Genomic DNA, 19887 nt, shown 5'->3' with positions numbered 1-19887 from the left:
TAAACATTTTAGCATTAGTTATACAAAATTAAAACTCTTTATTACAAATAAATAGTAATTTATACATCTATTTTACGTAAAGTAAATAAATATTCTAATATTTTTAGATAAAAACTGATTTTAAAAAAATAAATAGTTTAAAATAAAAAACTGAAACAGAACAAAATCATCCTGTTTCAGTCATTTTCATAAAACAAATACTGTCTATTTACTAATTCACTTGTTATTTTAGATGACCAATTCTCATGACATCTCTTGCAATAATTACTTCTTCATCAGTTGGGATTACCAATACTTTTACACGACTCTCTTCTGATTCAATAAACAATTCATCATTTTTATTTTTTTCTTCATCTACTTTTACACCTAAATAAGTTAAATAATTCGTAATATTAGTTCTTACGCGAGATGAATGTTCTCCAACACCAGCTGTGAAAACAAGTGTGTCTAATCCGTTTAAATCTGCAGCATACGCACCAATGTAGTGAACAACTTGATGAGCAAATACATCTAAGGCAAGCTGTGCTTTTTCATTTCCCTCATCGGCTGCTTGCTCGACATCTCTATAATCACTTGAAATACCAGAAAGACCTAATAACCCAGATTTTTTATTCATAATATCTTTCATTTCTTGAGGCGTTAAATTTTCCTGTTCTTGGATAAAGGGAAGAATTTGTGGATCTAAATCACCTGTTCTTGTTCCCATCACTAAACCAGCTAGAGGAGTAAATCCCATAGATGAGTTTATAGACTGACCATTTAATATGGCTGAAACACTTGCTCCACTCCCAATATGACAAGTAATCGTTTTACTTCCCTTTGGATTTAGCTTCGCAGATTCTTCTGCGACATATTGATGGCTCGGTCCATGGAAACCATAGCGTCGTATACCGTATTTTTCAAAATATTCATACGGTAAAGCGTACATGTAATTCTTTTTAGGAATAGTATGATGGTAAGATGTGTCAAATATTGCTACTTGTTTAGTTCCTGGTAAAACTTTTTTAAACGATCTAATCCCCACTAAATTTACTGGGTTGTGAAGGGGAGATAACATGCCTAATTCAGCGATTCTCTCTTCTACAATTTCATCAATCAAAGTAGCATCTGAATAATATGTGCCACCATGTGAAATACGGTGACCAACTCCTTCTATGTCACTAAAAGATGCAATCATTTTTTCATCTATTAATATTTTTAATAAAGTATTAACAGCTTGTTCATGATTTAAAATTTCCAGCTCAATTGATTCTTTGACTCCTTGATGTTTATAAGAAAAATTAGCATTTTTGAAGCCTATTCTTTCAAATGAACCTTCAACTAAAACAAGCTCTTCAGGCATTTCGAATAACTTAAACTTTAATGAAGAACTACCTGAATTAATTGCCATTATTTTTGTCATATTATTCTTCCTTTCTGTTAATTAAACTACTATTGTGAAAAGTAAAGTCGCTAGAAATGCTCCTACTATTGGACCCAATATTGGGACCCAAGCATATGACATTTTTGCATCACTTTTATTTGGAATTGGTAAAATCGCATAAACTAACCTTGGACTGAAATCACGACATGGATTTAAAGCATATCCTGTTGTTGACCCTAAAGCTAAACCAACAGACGTAATGACCAAACCAACAATTAACGGTTTTAACCCTTCAGTAAAATTACCTAAATTAAGTAGAATAAATACAAAGAAAAATGTCGCAATCATTTCACTTAAAAAATTGAATAACTTATTAGGAATAGCAGGGCCTGAACCAAAAATACCTACATGATTTCCTTCTTCTTCTGTTTTTGATTCCTTAAAATGTGGATAAAAGTGGATAGCAACTATGACTGCTCCAACAAAAGCCCCCAAAAACTGAGCTATAATATAGCCAAATACTTTTTCTTTTGCAAATAGTCCAAAAGCCGAAAAAGCAATAGTTATTGCTGGATTTAAATGTGCTTCTGATCCCATAAATCCAGATACATACACACCAAATGCAACGGCTAATCCCCAACCAAAACAGATATATAACCAATTTGCTCCCTTAGCATAGGCGTTTTTTAAATTAACACTCGCCCCTAAACCAATACCTAAAACAATTAAAACCATCGTACCAATAAATTCAGCAATATATTCTTGCATGTATAAACTCCTTATTATTTTATTTGATTATTTTTTTTACCAGTTCTTTTAATTCATTATCAGAAGGAACAATAGGATTTCCAGGAAATGTTCCATCCTCTTTTGCATGAGCAACTATCCAATCTAGATTAGTTAAGATTTCTTTTTCTGAAATACCAAATTCAACTAGTGTTTTAGGACAATTCATCTCTTTCATCATTTTAAAAATGTGTTTTTCCATTCTTTTAATTTGCATTTGATTACTCAAACTTGCAGAACCAATGCCTGATTTTTTAATTGCTAAAGCATACTTCTCAGCAACTTGAGGATCTTTACCATTAAAAGCAATGATGTAAGGTAACAGCATCGCATTCGCTAAACCATGGGGAACATGAAATTTAGCGCCTAACTGATGTGCTAATGAATGGCAAATTCCTAAACCTGCCATATTGAATGCTAATCCTGCCTCACAAGAAGCCTCATGAATTTTTTGTCTTATCTCAATATCATTTCCGTTAGCATAAGCTGATGTTAAATCATTAGAAATAACTTCAATTGCTTTTTCTGCTAATGCATCTGTAAACAAATCACTATTTTTAGCAACTAGTGCTTCTAACGCATGTGTTAAGACATCTAATCCTGAATACGCAGTCACACTTTTAGGCGCACTAACCACTAGAGCGGGATCTAATAATGCGATATCCGGTGTTAAATGATCCATAATAATAGGAAACTTGACACCATTTTTGGTATCAGAGACTACCGCTGTATTCGTCACTTCCGAACCCGTTCCGCTAGTCGTAGGTATCGCAATAAAACTTTTAATTAATTCATCGGTCAGTTTTTCAGCAAAATAGCGAATAGCTTTCGCCGTATCTATGGCTGAACCACCGCCAATCCCAATCATAACAGTCGGTCTAAAAGCCTGATAACTTTGAACACCTGACATAATATTATCTAACGGTGGATCTGGTTTTACATCAGAAAAAATTTCAACAGCATTACTATTAGAAATTTTTTGTTGGATTCGTTTCAAACTATCAGTATCTGGTAAAAATGAATCACACACCATTAATATTCGTTGATTCGTAAGTTGCTGTAAGATATCTAAACTATCGACACCTGAATAAATTTTTGTTGGTATGATAAATTGATTCATTTTAGTCCCTCCAAACTCTCATAGAAAAGCCTTCTGGTGAATTTAAGCGACGACGACGTGTAAATGTCTTAGCCGTTGTTGTTCCTTCTCCAGTTGGTGTAGAAATTGTTAAGGCTGATGCTCCTGTGAAGCCAACACCTGTTCCTGAATAAGTTGGACCGTTTACAACAAAAATTGATGTATTCATACGATGAGCTGCTTTATTAATATTTACTAGATTTCCTGAATGAATAGAAGCCGTATGATGATTATTTCCTTCAACTTCCAAAGCCGTTGCTAACATGTCATCAAAATCACTGGCACAAACAACTGGTACAATCGGCATTAACATTTCTTTAACCACTAACGCATGGTCTTTAGGTGTTTCTAATATTATTAATTTAGGTTCGCCAGAATAAGAAATTTTAGCACTATCAAGAATAAATTTAGCATCCTTACCAATAAAGTCGCGACTTGGCGTTCCTTTTTCTGTAAGAGTCATAGCTGTCAATGTCTCAATATCTTTTGAACTAGTGACTAAAAATGCTCCTTCTTTTTCCATTAAACGAATTAATTCATCTTTAATTGGTTGTTCTGCAATAACTTCCTTTTCAGCAGTACAAAGGATATTGTTGTCAAACGCTGCTGAATCAACAATATTTTTTGCAGCTAATGCTACATTCGCTGTTTTATCGACCATTGCGGGTGGATTACCAGCGCCTGCTCCAATTGCTTTTTTACCACTTATCATGGCTTGATGAACCACACCAGGTCCACCAGTTACAACTAAGGCTGCAATATCTGGATGAATCATCATCTCTTGAGCAGCTTCAATTGATGGTTTTTCAATTGTAACCACTAAGTTTTTTAATCCCACAGACGCTTCAATAAACTCATTACATTTTTCAACTGCCCAACGTGAAATGTTTTTTGCTCCTGGATGAACACTAAAGTACACTGTGTTTCCACCAGCCAACATCATGATGGCATTCGCAATAACTGTTTCAACTGGATTCGTACTTGGTGTTACTGCTCCAATAACCCCAAAAGGAGCGTATTCATACATGATTAAGCCGCCATCTCCTGTTTGAATTTCTGATGTTAGATCTTCTGTCCCAGGAGTATTAAACAATGCATTTTCTAATTTTTTGATTTTAGCTTCTTTAGTTCCCATACCTGTTTCGATCAAGATTTCTGAAGCAATATGATCTAATAAAGGTGCAAAACCTGTCTTTAAACTTTCAATTACTTTATCACGTGTTTCCATCGAACAATCCACAAAATTTTCTTGTGCTGCTTTCGCTGCTAAAACTGCTTCATTGACAGTTTTAAAAACACCTTTATTATTATCAGTTACCTCAGTAACGCTAGTTGTATCATTGTTTAATTCTTCAGCTAATATTTTTCTGATTTGTTCTTCTAAAGTTGACATAATGACTCTCCTTCTAAAAATGTTGTAACTGCTGTCTCGCAAATTGCTTGATCTTCTGAAACTTTACCACCACTAACTCCAATAGCACCGATTATTTTTTCTTGATAAAAAATGGGAATGCCACCAGCAAATGTTACCAGTTTTCCATCCATCATCGTTTCTATTTGATAGAGCTCTCCATTTGGTTGTGTTTCTTTATTTAAATCTTTCGTTTCTGATTGCATAAGTAAAGCAGATAATGCTTTCTTAGGTGCTAAAGTTAAACTAACTAGCTTAGCTTCTTCCATACGGTAAAGCATTCTAGGGTTCCCTGAAATATCGCTAATACAAATAGTTACTGGAACAGCTATTTCTTGTGCCTTACGCTCTGCTGCATCAATTGTTTTTTGCAAATTAAGTTTACTAAATAACGCTTCTGCTTGAATATTTATTAACGCTTTTTCAACAAGTTTATCTATATCATTCAACAGACTCACACTCTTTCTCATAATAACGACGAATAATTTCTTTGACTTGTTCTTCTTTTCTTTCAATATGATCTTCATCTCGAGCTATAATGTACAAACAATCCGAGAGACGATTAACAAATTGTAATACTTCAGAACGGATTTCTTCTTCTTCGGAAAGTAAGACAAGCATTCTCTCACCTCTCCTACAAACAGCACGACTCTGATGTAAATGAGCACCAGCTAAGCTTGTTCCTGGTAAAATAAACGTCGTAATTTTAGGTAATTTTTCAGTATACTCATCAATTTTTTCTTCTAGTTCTTGAATATCGATAGCTGAAATTTGCTCACTTTTATTTTGAAATTTTTGTTGATTCATTGTGGCAATTTCACCAGAAAGTTGAAAAATTTTATATTGTAAATGAATTAAAAATTCTTTATTTTCTTGTTTTTGACAGAACTTCTCAGCAATACTAATGCATGTATTACACTCATCAAAAGTTCCGTAAGTATCCACTCGTGTTGAATATTTTTTAACTCGTTGACCATCAAAAAGACTTGTTGTTCCTTTGTCTCCTGTTTTAGTATAAATGGACATTTTTTAACACAACCTATCTTTACTTGTTAAACCGATCAATGATACCTACAATGGCACAATCCACAACATCTTTTATCTGATACGCCTCTTTATTTGATTTTCTGGCTCCTGCCCCTTTTACTAAAAGTACGTACTCACCAACGCCCGCACCGACTGTATCTGCAGCAACTTCTTCGTACCTAATAGCTTCTTTATCACTATTAACTTGTTGAACAATCATTAATTTTTTTCCGGTTAACGATTGATCCTTTTGGCTAGCTTCAATAGAGCCAACTACTCTTCCCATATACATGATTGATTTGACCTTTCTATCACTTTAATTTTTTTATTTCGAATAAACTCTGTCGCTTCTTCAGTTAATTTTTGTTGCTTCATTTTCACTAAAATGACATCATCTGGCAATTTAGCAATCATTGATCGGGTCAGTGTTCTTTCTTGAAAACTACAAATTTTTTGATTTGAAATCATAAATTCAACTGGCCATTCGATCAACATTTGCCAAGGGATAAACGGCAAAATAAAATAATTGATTTCAAAATAAAATAATGTTTGATAAGATAAGCCTGTAAAAATCCAATCTGTCCAAGGAGTTTTTTCAAATCTATACAACTCATTCATCAGCTGAATGGAGACATGGCTAATTTCAAGTGTTCGGCACTTTTTAAATAATGAGGTATTAGGAGGTGTTTCAATCTGACCATAATGCTGATAGACAACACTATCTTTAGTATTTTCTCTTGCTATCAGTTTTTCTTTAATCAACTTGATTAAGTTATCCTCATCCATACCTTATCTCCTAATTTTATTTACTAAAATTATCAAAATATCACCATATACTAATCAAAATATGTGACTAAATATAATAAAACATGCGTAAACAACGACCTCTGAGACTATCACATTTTATTTTAGTTTATGGTGATTATTATCTTTATTCTACTCTTTCACTAATGTCGCAACTGTTCCTTTACCTACATTTGCAGCATTAGCTTCATCTGTATCAATATGCATTTCTAAAACAAATTTAGGATCTGGACGAACGACAACATCATCAAATATTGTTCTTCTACCTTCTGATTCTACTGAAACTTTTACGATTTGACCTTTCGATACACCTAACATTTGAGCGTCAATATTGCTCATGTGAATATGACGCTTAGCTGCAATCGCTCCCTGAATTTCCACTTGAGCGTCTTTGGTTTTCACAGTAACTGCTGGCGTACCATTTAAATCACCTGACATTCTAATTGGAACATTAACCCCAATTTGTCTAGCTTCCGTTTTAGATAACTCAACTTGAGATTGTTTCCTACATGGTCCTAAAATACGAACATTACTAATTTCTCCTTTAGAACCAACAATGGTCACTGTTTGATTAGAAGCAAATTCTCCTGGCTGTTTTAAAGGAACCTTTACGGTCATTTCTTGGCCCGGAAATAATGTTTCAAAATCAGATTGAGTCAAATGAATATGATGATTAGAAACACCTACTGGTATCTTAGGTTGCATCTCTTCTTCAATTATTTTTTTTATTAATGCTCTTAACTCTACTTCATTCATTTTCTATCCTGACTTTCTTTGACTATTTTTTTTCTGGTAAAATTCCTTCAACATCTGTATGAGGACGGGGAATAACATAAGAAGCAAATACTTCTCCGACAGATTCAGCGGCACTAGTTCCTGCGTCAACTGCTGCTTTCACAGCTCCTACATCACCACGTACCATAACTGTTACAAGCCCTGATCCAATTTTTTCTGTCCCTACTAATGTTACATTGGCTGCTTTAACCATAGCGTCTGCTGCTTCAATTGCTCCTACTAACCCTTTTGTTTCAATCATTCCTAATGCGTTATTCATGATAAATTCCTCCGATATATTATTAGTTTTATTTTTCTTCTTTATCTTTTAATTCTTCATAGTGTGAACATTCTTTTCTTGGTTCACCTTTTTTTCGAGTACACATTGTATCTTTACATAAGTTACAAGTATAACTATCTGTATTTTCAGACTCTGTAAGTTCAAGAGATATTTCACTATCTTTACTTATGAGCTCTGATTCAACCACTTCAATAGTTGGTGTTTCTATGGCTATTTTGGGTGCTAAATTTTTTTCTGTGCTAGCATCTATTCCTTTTTTTAGCCAGATATCCAAACCTTCGCCTAAACGAGGAATAACTTTTGAAGCAATAAATGTTTGATCTTTTTTAGCAACTACTTCACCAGATTCAACAGCCGCGTTCACTGCCCCAACATCACCTAAAACTTTAACCGTTAGCCAGCCAGAACCTTTCGCTCGTTCAATGCCAACAATAGTAACATTAGCAGTTTTTACCATCACATCTGAAACATTCACGGCACAACCAAATCCAACTACTTCAATCAGTCCTAATGCTTGATTCATTTTTTCACGTCCTAAACATCTAGTTTAAAAGGAATCCCTTTTACTAAACGAGCTGCATTTTTTCCAAGAGTCATCATTGTCTCTCGTTTGTTTTCTACCATAAACAAAGGTTCTTCTTCTGGTAGATTTTTATAATGAAGCACCGCTTGTTTTTCATCTATTGCAATACCTACTGCTAAAGGAGACTTCAAAGCCTGTTCGTAGGCAGCTTTAATTAATTCTTTTTGAGTTGTTCCCCTTATTTCACTAGGTATTCCTTCTTCTTCCATACCGTATAGCAAATATTTAATATCAATTGATGGTGTCATTTTTGTGATATAAATCGTTGGTCTACTCACCATGACATTCTCCCTTCAATTCATCTGAATAAGCTAAAATTAATCCCGTAGCAACCGCATTTCTAGGTCCTTCAGTTTTGCGAATATTTCCTCTTCCAGCAACGAGTGAATAATGGGACAACGCTTCTGTTACTAATTGTGGAACTTCAAAATCTAAAGCAGATCCACCGACAATAACAACAAAAGGAATATCACGAATATTTCCTGTTGGACTAACATGAGCCAGAGCTCGTAACGCATTCGTAACGAAAACCCTCTCTTTAGCTGTTTGACGAACGATTTTAACTTTCTCAATACTCAAATCTCCTGGAATTGGGACAAATCCGTCTGGAGTAATAACAACAACTTTCGCAAAAATATTAGCTGGTAAGGCTTTATCAAAGAACTCCACTGTTCCATCTTCATGCCTGATATAAAACAAGCTTTCTACTTTTGCTAAAGGATATTTCTTAATCGATTCTGCTAAGTAACGATCATCCAAACCAAGTTCAGAGTCAACAATCATAGTAACCATATCTCCAGCACCTGCTAAATGAATGGCCGTCGTTTTCCCTGATTTATCAATAATAGAAGCATCTGTTGAACCGGCTCCTAAATCTAATATCGCTAATGGTTTATTCGTTCCAGCTGTTGTAAGTGCACCTAAAATTGCTGCACTTGCTTCTGAACCACCTATTTCAACTGGAATGCCAATTTCTTTTTCAACTTCTTCAGCAATTAGGGACATTTGTAAATGATCTGACTTCACCATTGAAGCAATCCCAACCGCTTGTTCTAAAGAAAATTCTCCTGCTATTCCACCTTTAACATCCAAAGGAACAAAAGTATTAATTGCTAATAAATCTTGAATAAAAATATTTTTTAATTCTTTATCTGTTAATTCTGCCATCGTTTGACGTACTCGTTCCAACATACCACCAATATTTGTTCCAGGCTCACCTGTTACATTGTCTATGTAGTTGAAATCAGAGACTGTTTTCATTATTTTTTCGGCACCATCAGATATTCCAACTTTTTCGGTATGATTATCACCTTTGATAATTAAATGACCTGCTGGAATTGTTCTTGCTTTTACATCTCCTTCTGGTGTTTTAATCACTACTGCTGATCGATTACCAATCAAGGCACGTGAAACAGGAACAATATTTTTAGTTTCTTCTGGGCTTAAATCAAAGACAGTTGCTACCCCATAAGGATTAGCTAATTCTGAAATCACTTGACCTTTTCTAGCAACTTCAACAGCTGCTAACATATTAAGTGGTACTTTATCAATAAATGCCACTTCATCAACGATTGGAATCACTTGCTTCAATCTATTATTAATTAAGACGCCGTCGTCTCGTTGTAAAATTGCCGCACATATTTTAAAACCAAACTCAGCATATAAATTAATTAACTGAGCCGCGTCATCAAAATCAATCTCTTTTGGTATAACTACAATATAAGATTTTGTCTTATCCTGTTTTTCGTAAAGCTCAGGTAACAAAACAGTGTAACCTATGCCAATCCCCTCACCACCTGGTGTCTTAGGATCATGACCTATCATCGTTGACTCGGTTATAATCGTTTCTGTAATTGTTTCCATGGCCACATCTCCAATAACAGGCGTAGCTTCATTAATACGAATTAAATCAATATCAGTTGTTCTTAAATCCGTTTTTTGCAACATTAAGTTAATAGCATTTTTAATACCTATGACATTATGACGTGTTCCTTTAATACCTGTTGTTTCTGATAAAGAAGAAGCAAGAAAATCGACACTACCATTGGATGTGACAGTTGCTAATGTCACTTCTGTAGAGGAGTTTCCTATATCAACACCAATGACTTTTTTCATGATTGCCTCCTAATCTAATTATCACCTTTTAATTTTTTTCGTTTCTCGTAATAATTAGCTGCTTCTCTAAAGAAATTGGCAGTGATTGTTGCTTGATACTTATTTTCCAATTCACTTGCTAAATCAAGTAGTTCTTGTTTTGATGATCGATATGGTCTTAAAGAACCGTACATTTCTAATAATCGATCATCTGGAATAACTGTTAATTCTGCTGCTCTAGCAAAATTTTGTTGAATGGCAGCTCTTCCTGAATTAGCTGCAATCTCACCCTGATACTTCAATGTTTCCTTTGTCACACGTAAATCTTGCGTATTGACTTCATTAGCTAAGACACTTTCTAATGTAATATCAGCTAATTTTTTACCACTTGGTGCCCTAACTAAGTCTGGATGTTTTTCATATAAGGGATAATCATTACGGTCCATTGTTTTTTCAGTTGGTGAATATGTTGCTACACTACTCTGATCTTGTTCTGATAGTTCCATTTGTTCTTTGATTTTTTTTATTAAATTATCCATCTCTGTCATTTTTTTCCCTCCCTATTATTTAGAGAAATCTACTTGAATTTCTTCTGCAGGTTTACCAATAATCACATATTTTGTTTCTTTAATATGCATCATGGCTGATTTTGCTTGATAAGCAACACGTGACATTTGATCGCTTACTGTTGGTACCGGATCAGGTGATTCTCCCTTAGCATATTTCGCAGCATTCTTGCCAATTGCACGATACGTATCTAAAGAAATAGTTGGTGCTTGAGGAAATAACTCAAGATTAGATAAAGGCTCTAAATCTTTCTGATGAATAATCGTTGTCCCTTTTGATTGAATACCAATCGCAACGCCTGAACCTGATAACTTATCAGCTTCTGCTCCAATAAACGAAACATCAGCAGTTCTGAATACTTTAACAACTCTTGCTCTTAATCCTTCTTCTTCAATTCCCGCAACAACTTGACGAATAATTTCTTTATGAGATGTGCCTAGTAAGTTCTCTGTCATCGCTTCAGCAAATCCTGGTGCTACTGCAACAACTACCTCGTCTTGAGACGAACCTGCTTTTGCAACGCCCGCAGATTTAAACCAATCTACCTGTTTTAACGCTGTTACAACACGCTCACTTGTATCATTAGCCTTAGTACTAGTATCTGCTGTTTCTTGAAACGTCACTGGTTTATCATCAAGTGGCATTTCTTTTAATACATCACGAATAATTGCTCTTAACAATTTTTCATTAACTGCTGTTTCTGACATTTTTTTCATCCTCTCGATTTCTTACTAGACAGAACGTGGGTCAATCGCCATTGGAATATCTTTTACCTTTTCCCACTCTTCTCCTTCTAATCTATAACCAGTTCCTGGTCCTTGGTAATCATTACAATCATTAACTGCTGAAATAACATTGAATTTTTCATCAAAAATAGCTGACGTTTGTAAAAAGTCACCAGAAATACGTTGTTTTAGTAAGCTCAATAAATCATCTGCTACATCTCTGAAACCACCATTAGCTAATGCTTTAACTAAATCAACACCTGTTAATCCTCTAGTTAATACTTCTTGTGCTGCTTTCATATCTTCTACTAAATTACGATCTGGCATATCTTTAGACCCATGTGCATAAGTAGCAGCTTCTACTTCTTCATCTGTAATTTTTGGAAAACCTAATTCATCAAAAATGACTTGAATAGCTCTTGCAGCTTTATTTCTAACTTTTATGGTTTCTTCTTCTGTAACTGGTCGAAGTCCTCCATCAACTTTTAAATCACGTTGGAAAACTAAATAATCATCCACATCTTCAATATCAGTATTAGAACCAGCAAACATATTATCGTAGTTTGGTACTGCAGAATAACCACATGATATAATATCTGTTCCTGGTAAAAATTGACCCATTAATTTTTCTGTGCGTCTCATATCTGAATGAGAGAATGCTTGATCGTTTCCTGATGCTACTTCTAGGTCTAACATACAGCAGATTAAATTTTCTGCTAATACTTCACGAATACCTGAAGGAACAGAACCAGGAATACCAATACAACTAACAGCACCATTTTGTAGTCCTTGAACACCACTTGCTTTAGTAATAAAAATACATCTTGCTTCTAAATAAAGCATAGAATTACCTTCTGCATAGCCCATCATAACTTCAGAACCAGAACCAGAAGTAAATCGCATTTTCAATCCACGAGAAGCATAACAAGATGCTAAGAAACCTTTAGACCAAGGAGTATCATCCCCATCTGTAAAAACTGGTTCAGTTCCATATACTGAAATTGTTTCAGCATATGATGTGAAGCCACGCATTCCTAAATCAAGCTCAGCTGATTCTTCAACAGAACATTGGGTTAAAACACCAGGCCGGCCAACTTGAGAACCAATTAAAATAGCTATCGCATTAAATGGCGCATATCTACCAACAGCAACGGTTGTTTCTTGTTCAGCAAATCCCCTGAAAGCACCTTCTGCTGCATCTGCTGCGATTTGTACTGGGTTATCACGTAAGTTTGTTACATGAGATTGTGTAGCAGGTCGTCTTCTAGCATGCATTTTTTGCATAGCCATCATCAGTTCTACCATGTTCATTTGGCTAACAACATCAACGATTTTTGCGGGTGTCATTGAAGTTGTCAAACTAATAATTTCATCACGAGCAACATTAGGATCCACCATCATTGTTGCTAATTTAACAGAATCCATCGCTAACACTTTTTCTGCATTATCTTTATCAATACCATAATCTGCAATATAATAATCAATTAAGTCAAAGTCTGCTCTTTTTTTGCCATCTAATTCAGTAATAACATCATTTTCAATTATGATACTTGGCTTAGGATCATTGGGACTTTCCATTGCAATAAAGCCTTCTTCTATCCATTCTTTAACGAATCCATCTTTATGAACTTCACGCTGTTCAAGTACTTCAAATCTTTTTGAACGTCTCATTTATTTTTTTCCTCCCAACAATTAAATATATGATGGAAAATCATTTACTGGTTCACTACCTAAAGTATGTAGTAAATCTTTTCCAACTTCTCTTGCTGCAATAACTGCTTGTTTAACAGCTCCTGAATCACCTTTTATATGAATGGTTACTTCATTTGAGTATTTTTGTCCATTATTTGGTGAAGCGTATGAAATCACTTCAACATTAGCTGCTTTTACTGCTGTATCAGCCATCACTACACCAATAGCAGCAGGTGCTGCCGCAATTAAGCCGTATGCTTTACCTAACTCTGCACCAAAAGCTTCTTGAAGAGCATAACTTGCACGTGCTGAATATTGTAATTCAATATGTCCTGCTTCATTGTTATAAACATCTCCAAAAGTACGTTCTGTATCTTTAAGCGTTATTTCAACAGCACGTCTAACATCAGATACATCTTCTCCACCAAAGATAATTAAAACGCCGTGACCACCGCCACCTTTTGTATCTCTTGGTAATTCAACACTTATAATTTCAGTATTAGTTGATTTAACGGCTTCATCTGCCGCTGTAATTTGCGGACCAGCACCTGATCTAGCACCGATAATTCCGATAGAACGATAGTCTTTTTTCAACTTCATTACTTTAGCTAGATGAGAATCAACGTTTGCAATTACTAATCCGATAGTGTCACCAACATTAGCTGTTCCGACAAATTCTGTTAATGCGCTTTGCTTTTTATCCATCTTTTTATCATCCTTTGACATAATCCCATCATTCATTGAATCTGAAGATGACATTAATTTTTCCATTACTCTATTTAAAATTTCTTCTTCATTAGCAGCCATGACTATTCACTAATACTTTCTATATTAATCATAGGTAAAATCGCTTCCACATCGGTGTGTGGACGAGGAATAACATAGTTAGAAATAACTTCTCCAATTGATTCAGCTGCGACAACGCCTGCATCAATTGCTGCTTTTACTGCCCCAACATCACCACGTATCATCGTTGTAATAAGACCTTGTCCGATTTTTTCTTGTCCAACAAGATTAACGTTTGCCGCCTTCACCATTGCGTCAGCTGCATTAATCGATGCAATCAATCCTTTTGTTTCTATTAAACCTAATGCTTCTTGTTGCATGATAGATCCTCCTAAGTATTTCATTTTGTTTTTTCTTACAAACTGAGTATAAAAAAAAAAACTACGACATTTTTGTCATAGCTTTTTTGTGATAATATTCACTTTATTATTAATTTGCAGAATTTTGTTGTCCTTAAATTTAGCGTTCAAAACAAAACGGTTGGTTTAAATAACTTCACAATAAAAAAAATTGAGGTATAATAAATAAGTATTAACATTATTTTGTTAATAAATGAGCAAATTAATCATATTATATTTCTTGGAAAGGAGAACATAATTTGATAGACGATCACTCTCAATACCTCGAGTCACATCAAAAAATTTTAGATACCATACTTAGTGAATTCACCGAAGCAACGGGTTTAGCTACCATTCTAGTAGATACCCAAGGTAATGAATTAACTGCCGGTTATGGTTTTTCACCTTTTTGTCAATTAATGAGAAATAATGAGGACACTAGGCAACTATGCCAAAATTGTGACATGTTCGGTGGTAGGAGTTCCTTAAAAAATAATATGACAACGCCCTACATTTGTCACGCTGGTTTGGTTGATTTCTCATATCCTGTCACAATTGATAACCAAGTAATTGGCTACATTCTTTGTGGTCAAACAAAGATTAAAAACATTTCAGAATTTCAGCCCATTATAAATGAAAAAACCAAATGGGATGACGATCCTTTTTTTAAAGAAGCTTATAATAATATGCCTTTTACAACTCCAGAAAAGATTAGGGCCGGAAGCCAATTACTAACTATTATCATTAATTATTATCTTTCTGATATTATGAGTAGCCATTTATCAATAAAGGAACCTATTAATATTCCAAACCATATTTTTTCTAAAAAAGACAAGTTGGCAATCAATGAAGAAAAAATATCTTTAAACCATGTGGAAAGTACTTCCAACGATTTGGAAAAAAATGTTTCTGAACGACAAGAAATTATTGACGCACTTAGTTACATTAACAGACATTTAAATGAAGTTATTACTCTAGATGAAGTCGCAGATCATGTCTATTTATCTGGTTATTATTTCAGTAAGTTGTTTAAAAAAGAAGTTGGAAAAAATTTTGTTGATTATGTCAATGAGAAAAAAATTAATCGTTCTAAAATTTTACTTCAAGACTCGACTTGGTCAATTGACAGTATTGCTCATAGTTTGGGCTTTTCTCAATCTAGCTATTTTAGTAAACTTTTTAAAAAAGTAACGAATATATCGCCTAGAGAGTATCGTCAAATTATCCAAAAGGAATCAAAACGCCAATAATTTTAAATTATTATAGACAATATAAAAAGAGCATTTCAAAAAAGCGAAATGCTCTTTATGTTTCCATAAAAAAGTTAGCACATCGATTTTTTTACTCCCGAAAAAATCATGATAAGAAGTATCCTGGCTTTGCTTCACTCTCTATAAATCCTTCCAACAAAAATGTCGTGGTTATTTATATCGTCCACATTACAGTTACGGGTATAGCATCAGATTTAAACTGATTTCCTTCTGTTTATTCAAATTTAATATTAATTATATCATTATGTTAATTTATTAACAAGACTAGCTTATTATTTTTTTAGATAAAACATTTTTATCATAAATTGAATTTGTCTTTGTAACCACTCTTTGTTTTCTATACATATCGGAACAATAGGGATTTCAATTTCATGATCATTATCTTTTTTAGTTCCTTCACTAGATAAAATAAAAGATACTTTATTTTGCTTACTTAATAGTTCTCTAAATGAAAAATAATAATCTGGTAAAATAAAATAATCAGTTTTTTGAATACTTTCTCCAACATTTGTTAAATCAATAAACGCCTGCAGCTGATCTTGAACTACTACATTTCTAAAAAAAGATAAGCAACCAAATGCAAAGCCATTTCCAACGCTTGATTCAGGTTGATACATTATTCTTTTTCTTAATATTTTCTCAAAAGTATTAACCGCTTTCAAGGTTTCACGCTCTAATAATTTAGCAATTTCAGGACTTGCACCTGTTAACTCCTGATTTTCATATGAGATACTTTTTTCGCCTATTAAAGAAGTTGAATCATCATGATTATTAAGTATTAAATACTCATATCCAAGCCACTTATTCGGTATTTTCTCATATGAAAAACTATTAATTTGTCCAATTTTCCCACTGCTGACTTTTATCTTTTTATTATTTTTATCATAAAATTCAATTCCGAGTTCCTCTAAAAAGCCCAAACCAAGATCGGGTGCTATATTGGTAACATTTGTAAAAATTATTCTCTTTGTTTCTGGGCGTACTTTTTTCTTTAAAACTCTGCCGATTTCATGAGTACTTGCCATTAAAGGTGCCTTTGCAATCTGTGGTACTATTTTACTACCCAAAATAGAGCCAACATCTATAATAAGTATTTTGTTTGAATCAGCATAACCATATCTTGATTCTGAAGAAAAACCAAAATACCCTTCAGTGACTACTGTTTTAATCGGTTGCTTATAGTAAGCTAAGGCCGTTTGTAACGGATCATTATAATCCACATAAGGAAAAAATCTTAACTTTGCATTTATTTTTTCTTCTAATAACCAATCATTTATATTGTTAATAAACAATTGATCTAACTCGAAATTATTGAATAACGGACTTATCGTAAATATATCTTCCATATTTATCTCCCCATGTCTATCATATCAAAAACGACTAATAAAATATTGTCGATATTTTATCACTATTTTGTTAGATAAAAAACTACTAAAAAACGTCAAGAATTAAAATTCCTGACGTTTTTATTTATTCATTAATTAGTTTGTTTCAATTAAGCCATATTTTCCATCTTTACGACGATAAACAATGCTTGTGCCATTTGTTTCTGAATCTTCAAAGATAAAGAAGTTATGACCTAACATATTCATTTGTAATACAGCTTCTTCACTATCCATCGGTTTCAATGATAAACGTTTTGTTCTAACGATTTCTAAATCTGGTTCGTCGTTAGTTTCTACTGCTTCTGATTCGAAAATCGCTGCAGCTGCTACTGTATCTAAGGCAGTTTCTCTAGACTTGCGGTTTATTTTAGTTTTGTATTTTCTAATTTGTCTTTCTAATTTATCAACTACTAAATCAATACTAGCGTATAAATCTGGAGAAGTTTCTTCAGCTCTTAAAACTAAGTATGGTAATGGTATCGTTACTTCTACTTTAGCAGTCTTATCTGAATAAACTTTTAAATTAACGTGTGCTGTTGATTCTGGAACATTAGTAAAATATTTTTCTAATTTACCAATTTTTTTCTCAACATACTCTCTTATTGCTTGAGTAACCTCAATGTTTTCTCCACGTACATTATATCTAAACATACTAATTGCCCCTTTCGTCTATCAACTCAAAGAATGAGATTTTAAGGACCACTCTTTAATATCTCTTCTTCTTATCTCTATTATAACTAACTAACCTTAAAATGACAATTAAGTTTGAAAAAAAAACGCTTTATATTTTATCTTGTTATCGAAAAAGACTTTATTTCTAAAGGATGACATTCAATCAGCTTCTCATAAGCGTAAAGCGTTGTTCGCCCTGTAGTATATACATCATCCACTATTAAGATAGACTGATTTCTTACCTTTTCTTTATTTTTTTTACTAATAAAGAAAGGTTGCTTCATTTTTAAGCGTTCTTCCCTTGTTTTTTCTGATTGACTAGATACTTCTCTTTTTTTGCTTAATAATTTTTCATAGGGAATATCTGCTTGTGTCAAAAATTCTTCCACCTGATTGAATCCTCTAGATTTTAATCTTTTTTTAGACACCGGAATTGGAACCACTATAAAATTATGGTTAATAAATGATTTCAAGCTCCGATTGATATCTCCTGAAAAAGCATCGCCCATCCTAATATCTCCTAAAAATTTATATTCACGGAAATAATCACTCATCTTGTCATTATGTTCATATAAATAATGATGATCTAACATAAAAGGTGAATAATTTTTTTCCCAAATTTTACAATCATGGCACACCTCCTTTCCGTTCTCTAATTTTTCGTGACAATACTGACAAAAATTACCACTTCTAAAATCAACTTTCTCTATTTCTAAATAGCACGATTCACAACAATAATTAGAAAATATAGGTTTTAAACTTAACATTTGAGTTAAAGTTAATTGCTTCATCATTTCTCTTTGACAAAATCGACAAATCATTCAAAATCCTGCTTTCCGATTCATTTCTTTTATTTGTTTTATTGCCTTATTCAACTCTCTTGTTCTTCCGTTATGTAGAAAAAAAACATGACCTGTTGGATATTCTTTTTTGCGTCCGACTCTCCCAGAAATCTGAACGAGACTTGCTTGATTAAATACCCGATGATCCGCTTCACATACAATGACATCAATATTTGGAAACGTGACACCTCTTTCTAATATAGTTGTGGTTAATAGCCAATCTAGATTCTTATTTCGCATTTTTTTGATTGTCTCTTCTCGCTTTTCTTCACCAGCGAAAACATAAGCTATTTTTTTATCTGGAAAATATGAAGTTAATTTAGTAAAACATTGAATCATCCTTTCGATATTCGGAAAAAAAATAAGGCATTGTCTGTCTTGTTCCTCTAATATTTCAAACAAGCACGAAGGAATTTTTCCTTTTCTAAAATTAGAAACCAAGAAAAAATCGAAGCAACATTCAGGAACAGGTAATTGATAACCATGATATCTTTTAGAAAGCTGACTTAATTTCAGTTCTTTTTTTTCCACCATGTTGAATAATTGCTGGCTCGGTGTAGCTGTCAAATAAACTAATCGTCCTTCTTTTTTTAACGCACTCTGTGTCCCGTATTCTAGAATTGGATTACCTGCGTAAGGAAAAGCATCTACTTCGTCTACTACGATCAAATCAAATGCTTTCGAAAATCTTAGAAGTTGATGGGTAGTCGTAACCACCAGACTTGTATATAGATATGGATTTTTTGATTTACCATATAATAAAGCAATAGTCTCTTCTGGAAAAACTGCTTGAAATCTGGGATGTAGTTCTAAACAAACATCTATTCTAGGAGAAGCTATAGCCACTCTACCTCCTTTTTTCAGCACATAGTTAATAACCGAAAACAACATCTCTGTTTTTCCCGCACCAGTTACTGCATGAACTAAATGATGATTTCCCTTTTTATATTCTTTAACCAATTTTTTTGAAATAACTTCTTGTTGTTTAGTTAGTCGTCCTTCCCATGAAAACATTATTTTTCTTCGTTTATTCTTTTTCTCAGCTATAGAATAAAGAAAATTTCTACTTTCGATTCTCCCCAGTCCAATGCACTCTGGACAATAATAAAAAGTATCGTATTTATTTTTTATTTGATATTTTTTCTTGGAATGTTTCGAACCACATCTGTGACAACTAATTACTTGATCAACTACTGATAATGACATTTCTTTTTTTACCTTATCATCCTCCAAATCAACTTGATACTCACTAGGAATTTCTTGTAGCAATAATTTTCTACCCATCAAAAAATTTTCCAAACTCATGCAAACTCACCTCTTTTTAAAAAA

At 33.5% G+C, this 19887-nt stretch carries 23 protein-coding genes and 1 riboswitch; of the genes, 1 reads left to right on the top strand and 22 read right to left on the bottom strand.

All coding sequences use genetic code 11. The features are described from left to right. Positions 1–223 precede the first annotated feature (223 nt). From FM121_RS10320 to FM121_RS10235, 18 genes are all read right to left on the bottom strand, one after another. Positions 224–1402 (bottom strand): acetate/propionate family kinase, encoded by a 1179-nt coding sequence (locus FM121_RS10320; protein ID WP_086952083.1) that lies wholly within the window; start codon positions 1400–1402, stop codon positions 224–226. 21 nt (positions 1403–1423) lie between these two features. Next, complete coding sequence (locus FM121_RS10315) at positions 1424–2131, bottom strand: MIP/aquaporin family protein (protein ID WP_086952082.1); 708 nt, start codon at positions 2129–2131, stop codon at positions 1424–1426. 19 nt (positions 2132–2150) lie between these two features. After that, the gene (locus tag FM121_RS10310; RefSeq protein WP_086952081.1) at positions 2151–3269 is read right to left on the bottom strand and encodes a 1-propanol dehydrogenase PduQ; all 1119 of its coding nucleotides are present in this window, start codon (positions 3267–3269) and stop codon (positions 2151–2153) included. 1 nt (position 3270) lies between these two features. Further along, entirely contained in the window at positions 3271–4680 is a 1410-nt protein-coding gene (locus FM121_RS10305; RefSeq protein WP_086952080.1) for an aldehyde dehydrogenase family protein, read from the bottom strand. Then, the gene (locus FM121_RS10300; RefSeq protein WP_086952079.1) at positions 4668–5147 is read right to left on the bottom strand and encodes a GlcG/HbpS family heme-binding protein; all 480 of its coding nucleotides are present in this window, start codon (positions 5145–5147) and stop codon (positions 4668–4670) included. Before FM121_RS10300 ends, FM121_RS10305 begins: the two co-directional genes overlap by 13 nt. Then, positions 5140–5724 (bottom strand): cob(I)yrinic acid a,c-diamide adenosyltransferase, encoded by a 585-nt coding sequence (locus tag FM121_RS10295; protein WP_086952078.1) that lies wholly within the window; start codon positions 5722–5724, stop codon positions 5140–5142. Before FM121_RS10295 ends, FM121_RS10300 begins: the two co-directional genes overlap by 8 nt. A 19-nt stretch (positions 5725–5743) precedes the next feature. Beyond that, positions 5744–6016 carry a EutN/CcmL family microcompartment protein gene (locus tag FM121_RS10290; RefSeq protein ID WP_086952077.1) on the bottom strand — a complete coding sequence of 91 codons (273 nt, stop codon included), beginning with the start codon at positions 6014–6016 and terminating at the stop codon, positions 5744–5746. Next, positions 5998–6510 (bottom strand): PduM family microcompartment protein, encoded by a 513-nt coding sequence (pduM, locus tag FM121_RS10285; protein ID WP_086952076.1) that lies wholly within the window; start codon positions 6508–6510, stop codon positions 5998–6000. Before pduM ends, FM121_RS10290 begins: the two co-directional genes overlap by 19 nt. A 150-nt stretch (positions 6511–6660) precedes the next feature. Continuing rightward, positions 6661–7284, bottom strand: a complete 624-nt coding sequence (locus FM121_RS10280) for a phosphate propanoyltransferase (RefSeq protein ID WP_086952075.1) — start codon at positions 7282–7284, stop codon at positions 6661–6663. Positions 7285–7306: 22 nt separating this feature from the next. After that, positions 7307–7585, bottom strand: a complete 279-nt coding sequence (locus tag FM121_RS10275; RefSeq protein WP_296746901.1) for a BMC domain-containing protein — start codon at positions 7583–7585, stop codon at positions 7307–7309. A gap of 25 nt (positions 7586–7610) precedes the next feature. Further along, positions 7611–8126 (bottom strand): BMC domain-containing protein, encoded by a 516-nt coding sequence (locus tag FM121_RS10270; RefSeq protein WP_086952073.1) that lies wholly within the window; start codon positions 8124–8126, stop codon positions 7611–7613. 11 nt (positions 8127–8137) lie between these two features. Then, entirely contained in the window at positions 8138–8464 is a 327-nt protein-coding gene (locus tag FM121_RS10265) for a glycerol dehydratase reactivase beta/small subunit family protein (RefSeq protein ID WP_256958447.1), read from the bottom strand. Further along, on the bottom strand, positions 8457–10301 hold the full coding sequence (locus FM121_RS10260; RefSeq protein ID WP_086952071.1) for a diol dehydratase reactivase subunit alpha: 1845 nt from the start codon (positions 10299–10301) through the stop codon (positions 8457–8459). Before FM121_RS10260 ends, FM121_RS10265 begins: the two co-directional genes overlap by 8 nt. Before the next feature lie 14 nt (positions 10302–10315). Further along, positions 10316–10828 carry a diol dehydratase small subunit gene (locus FM121_RS10255; protein ID WP_086952070.1) on the bottom strand — a complete coding sequence of 171 codons (513 nt, stop codon included), beginning with the start codon at positions 10826–10828 and terminating at the stop codon, positions 10316–10318. 15 nt (positions 10829–10843) lie between these two features. Continuing rightward, positions 10844–11554: a propanediol/glycerol family dehydratase medium subunit gene (locus FM121_RS10250; RefSeq protein WP_086952069.1), complete on the bottom strand. Its 711-nt coding sequence runs from the start codon at positions 11552–11554 to the stop codon at positions 10844–10846. A 24-nt stretch (positions 11555–11578) separates the two neighbouring features. Beyond that, a complete protein-coding gene (locus FM121_RS10245) occupies positions 11579–13243 on the bottom strand; it encodes a propanediol/glycerol family dehydratase large subunit (RefSeq protein WP_086952068.1) in 1665 nt (554 codons plus the stop codon). A gap of 21 nt (positions 13244–13264) precedes the next feature. After that, on the bottom strand, positions 13265–14071 hold the full coding sequence (gene pduB, locus FM121_RS10240; RefSeq protein WP_086952067.1) for a propanediol utilization microcompartment protein PduB: 807 nt from the start codon (positions 14069–14071) through the stop codon (positions 13265–13267). A gap of 2 nt (positions 14072–14073) precedes the next feature. Beyond that, on the bottom strand, positions 14074–14370 hold the full coding sequence (locus FM121_RS10235) for a BMC domain-containing protein (protein WP_086952066.1): 297 nt from the start codon (positions 14368–14370) through the stop codon (positions 14074–14076). A gap of 278 nt (positions 14371–14648) precedes the next feature. On the opposite strand from FM121_RS10235, the gene FM121_RS10230 reads away from it, so the two are divergent. Next, positions 14649–15638: a PocR ligand-binding domain-containing protein gene (locus tag FM121_RS10230; protein ID WP_086952065.1), complete on the top strand. Its 990-nt coding sequence runs from the start codon at positions 14649–14651 to the stop codon at positions 15636–15638. A gap of 96 nt (positions 15639–15734) precedes the next feature. Continuing rightward, positions 15735–15915: riboswitch (cobalamin riboswitch) on the bottom strand. Positions 15916–15931: 16 nt separating this feature from the next. Here FM121_RS10230 and FM121_RS10225 read toward each other — a convergent pair. From FM121_RS10225 to FM121_RS10210, 4 genes are all read right to left on the bottom strand, one after another. Then, positions 15932–17005, bottom strand: a complete 1074-nt coding sequence (locus FM121_RS10225) for a glycerate kinase (protein WP_086952064.1) — start codon at positions 17003–17005, stop codon at positions 15932–15934. A gap of 135 nt (positions 17006–17140) precedes the next feature. Then, positions 17141–17695, bottom strand: coding sequence for a ribosome hibernation-promoting factor, HPF/YfiA family (gene hpf, locus FM121_RS10220; RefSeq protein ID WP_086952063.1), 555 nt, complete (start codon positions 17693–17695; stop codon positions 17141–17143). A gap of 137 nt (positions 17696–17832) precedes the next feature. Then, positions 17833–18537 carry a ComF family protein gene (locus tag FM121_RS10215; RefSeq protein WP_086952062.1) on the bottom strand — a complete coding sequence of 235 codons (705 nt, stop codon included), beginning with the start codon at positions 18535–18537 and terminating at the stop codon, positions 17833–17835. Further along, the gene (locus FM121_RS10210) at positions 18538–19863 is read right to left on the bottom strand and encodes a DEAD/DEAH box helicase (RefSeq protein ID WP_086952061.1); all 1326 of its coding nucleotides are present in this window, start codon (positions 19861–19863) and stop codon (positions 18538–18540) included. Between the last annotated feature and the right edge of the window lie 24 nt (positions 19864–19887).

Source organism: Vagococcus fluvialis bH819, assembly GCF_900163795.1.
Classification (GTDB): Bacteria; Bacillota; Bacilli; order Lactobacillales; family Vagococcaceae; genus Vagococcus; species Vagococcus fluvialis_A.
Note: the sequence above shows the minus strand (reverse complement) of the source record. Positions and strands in the feature narration are given on the sequence as shown.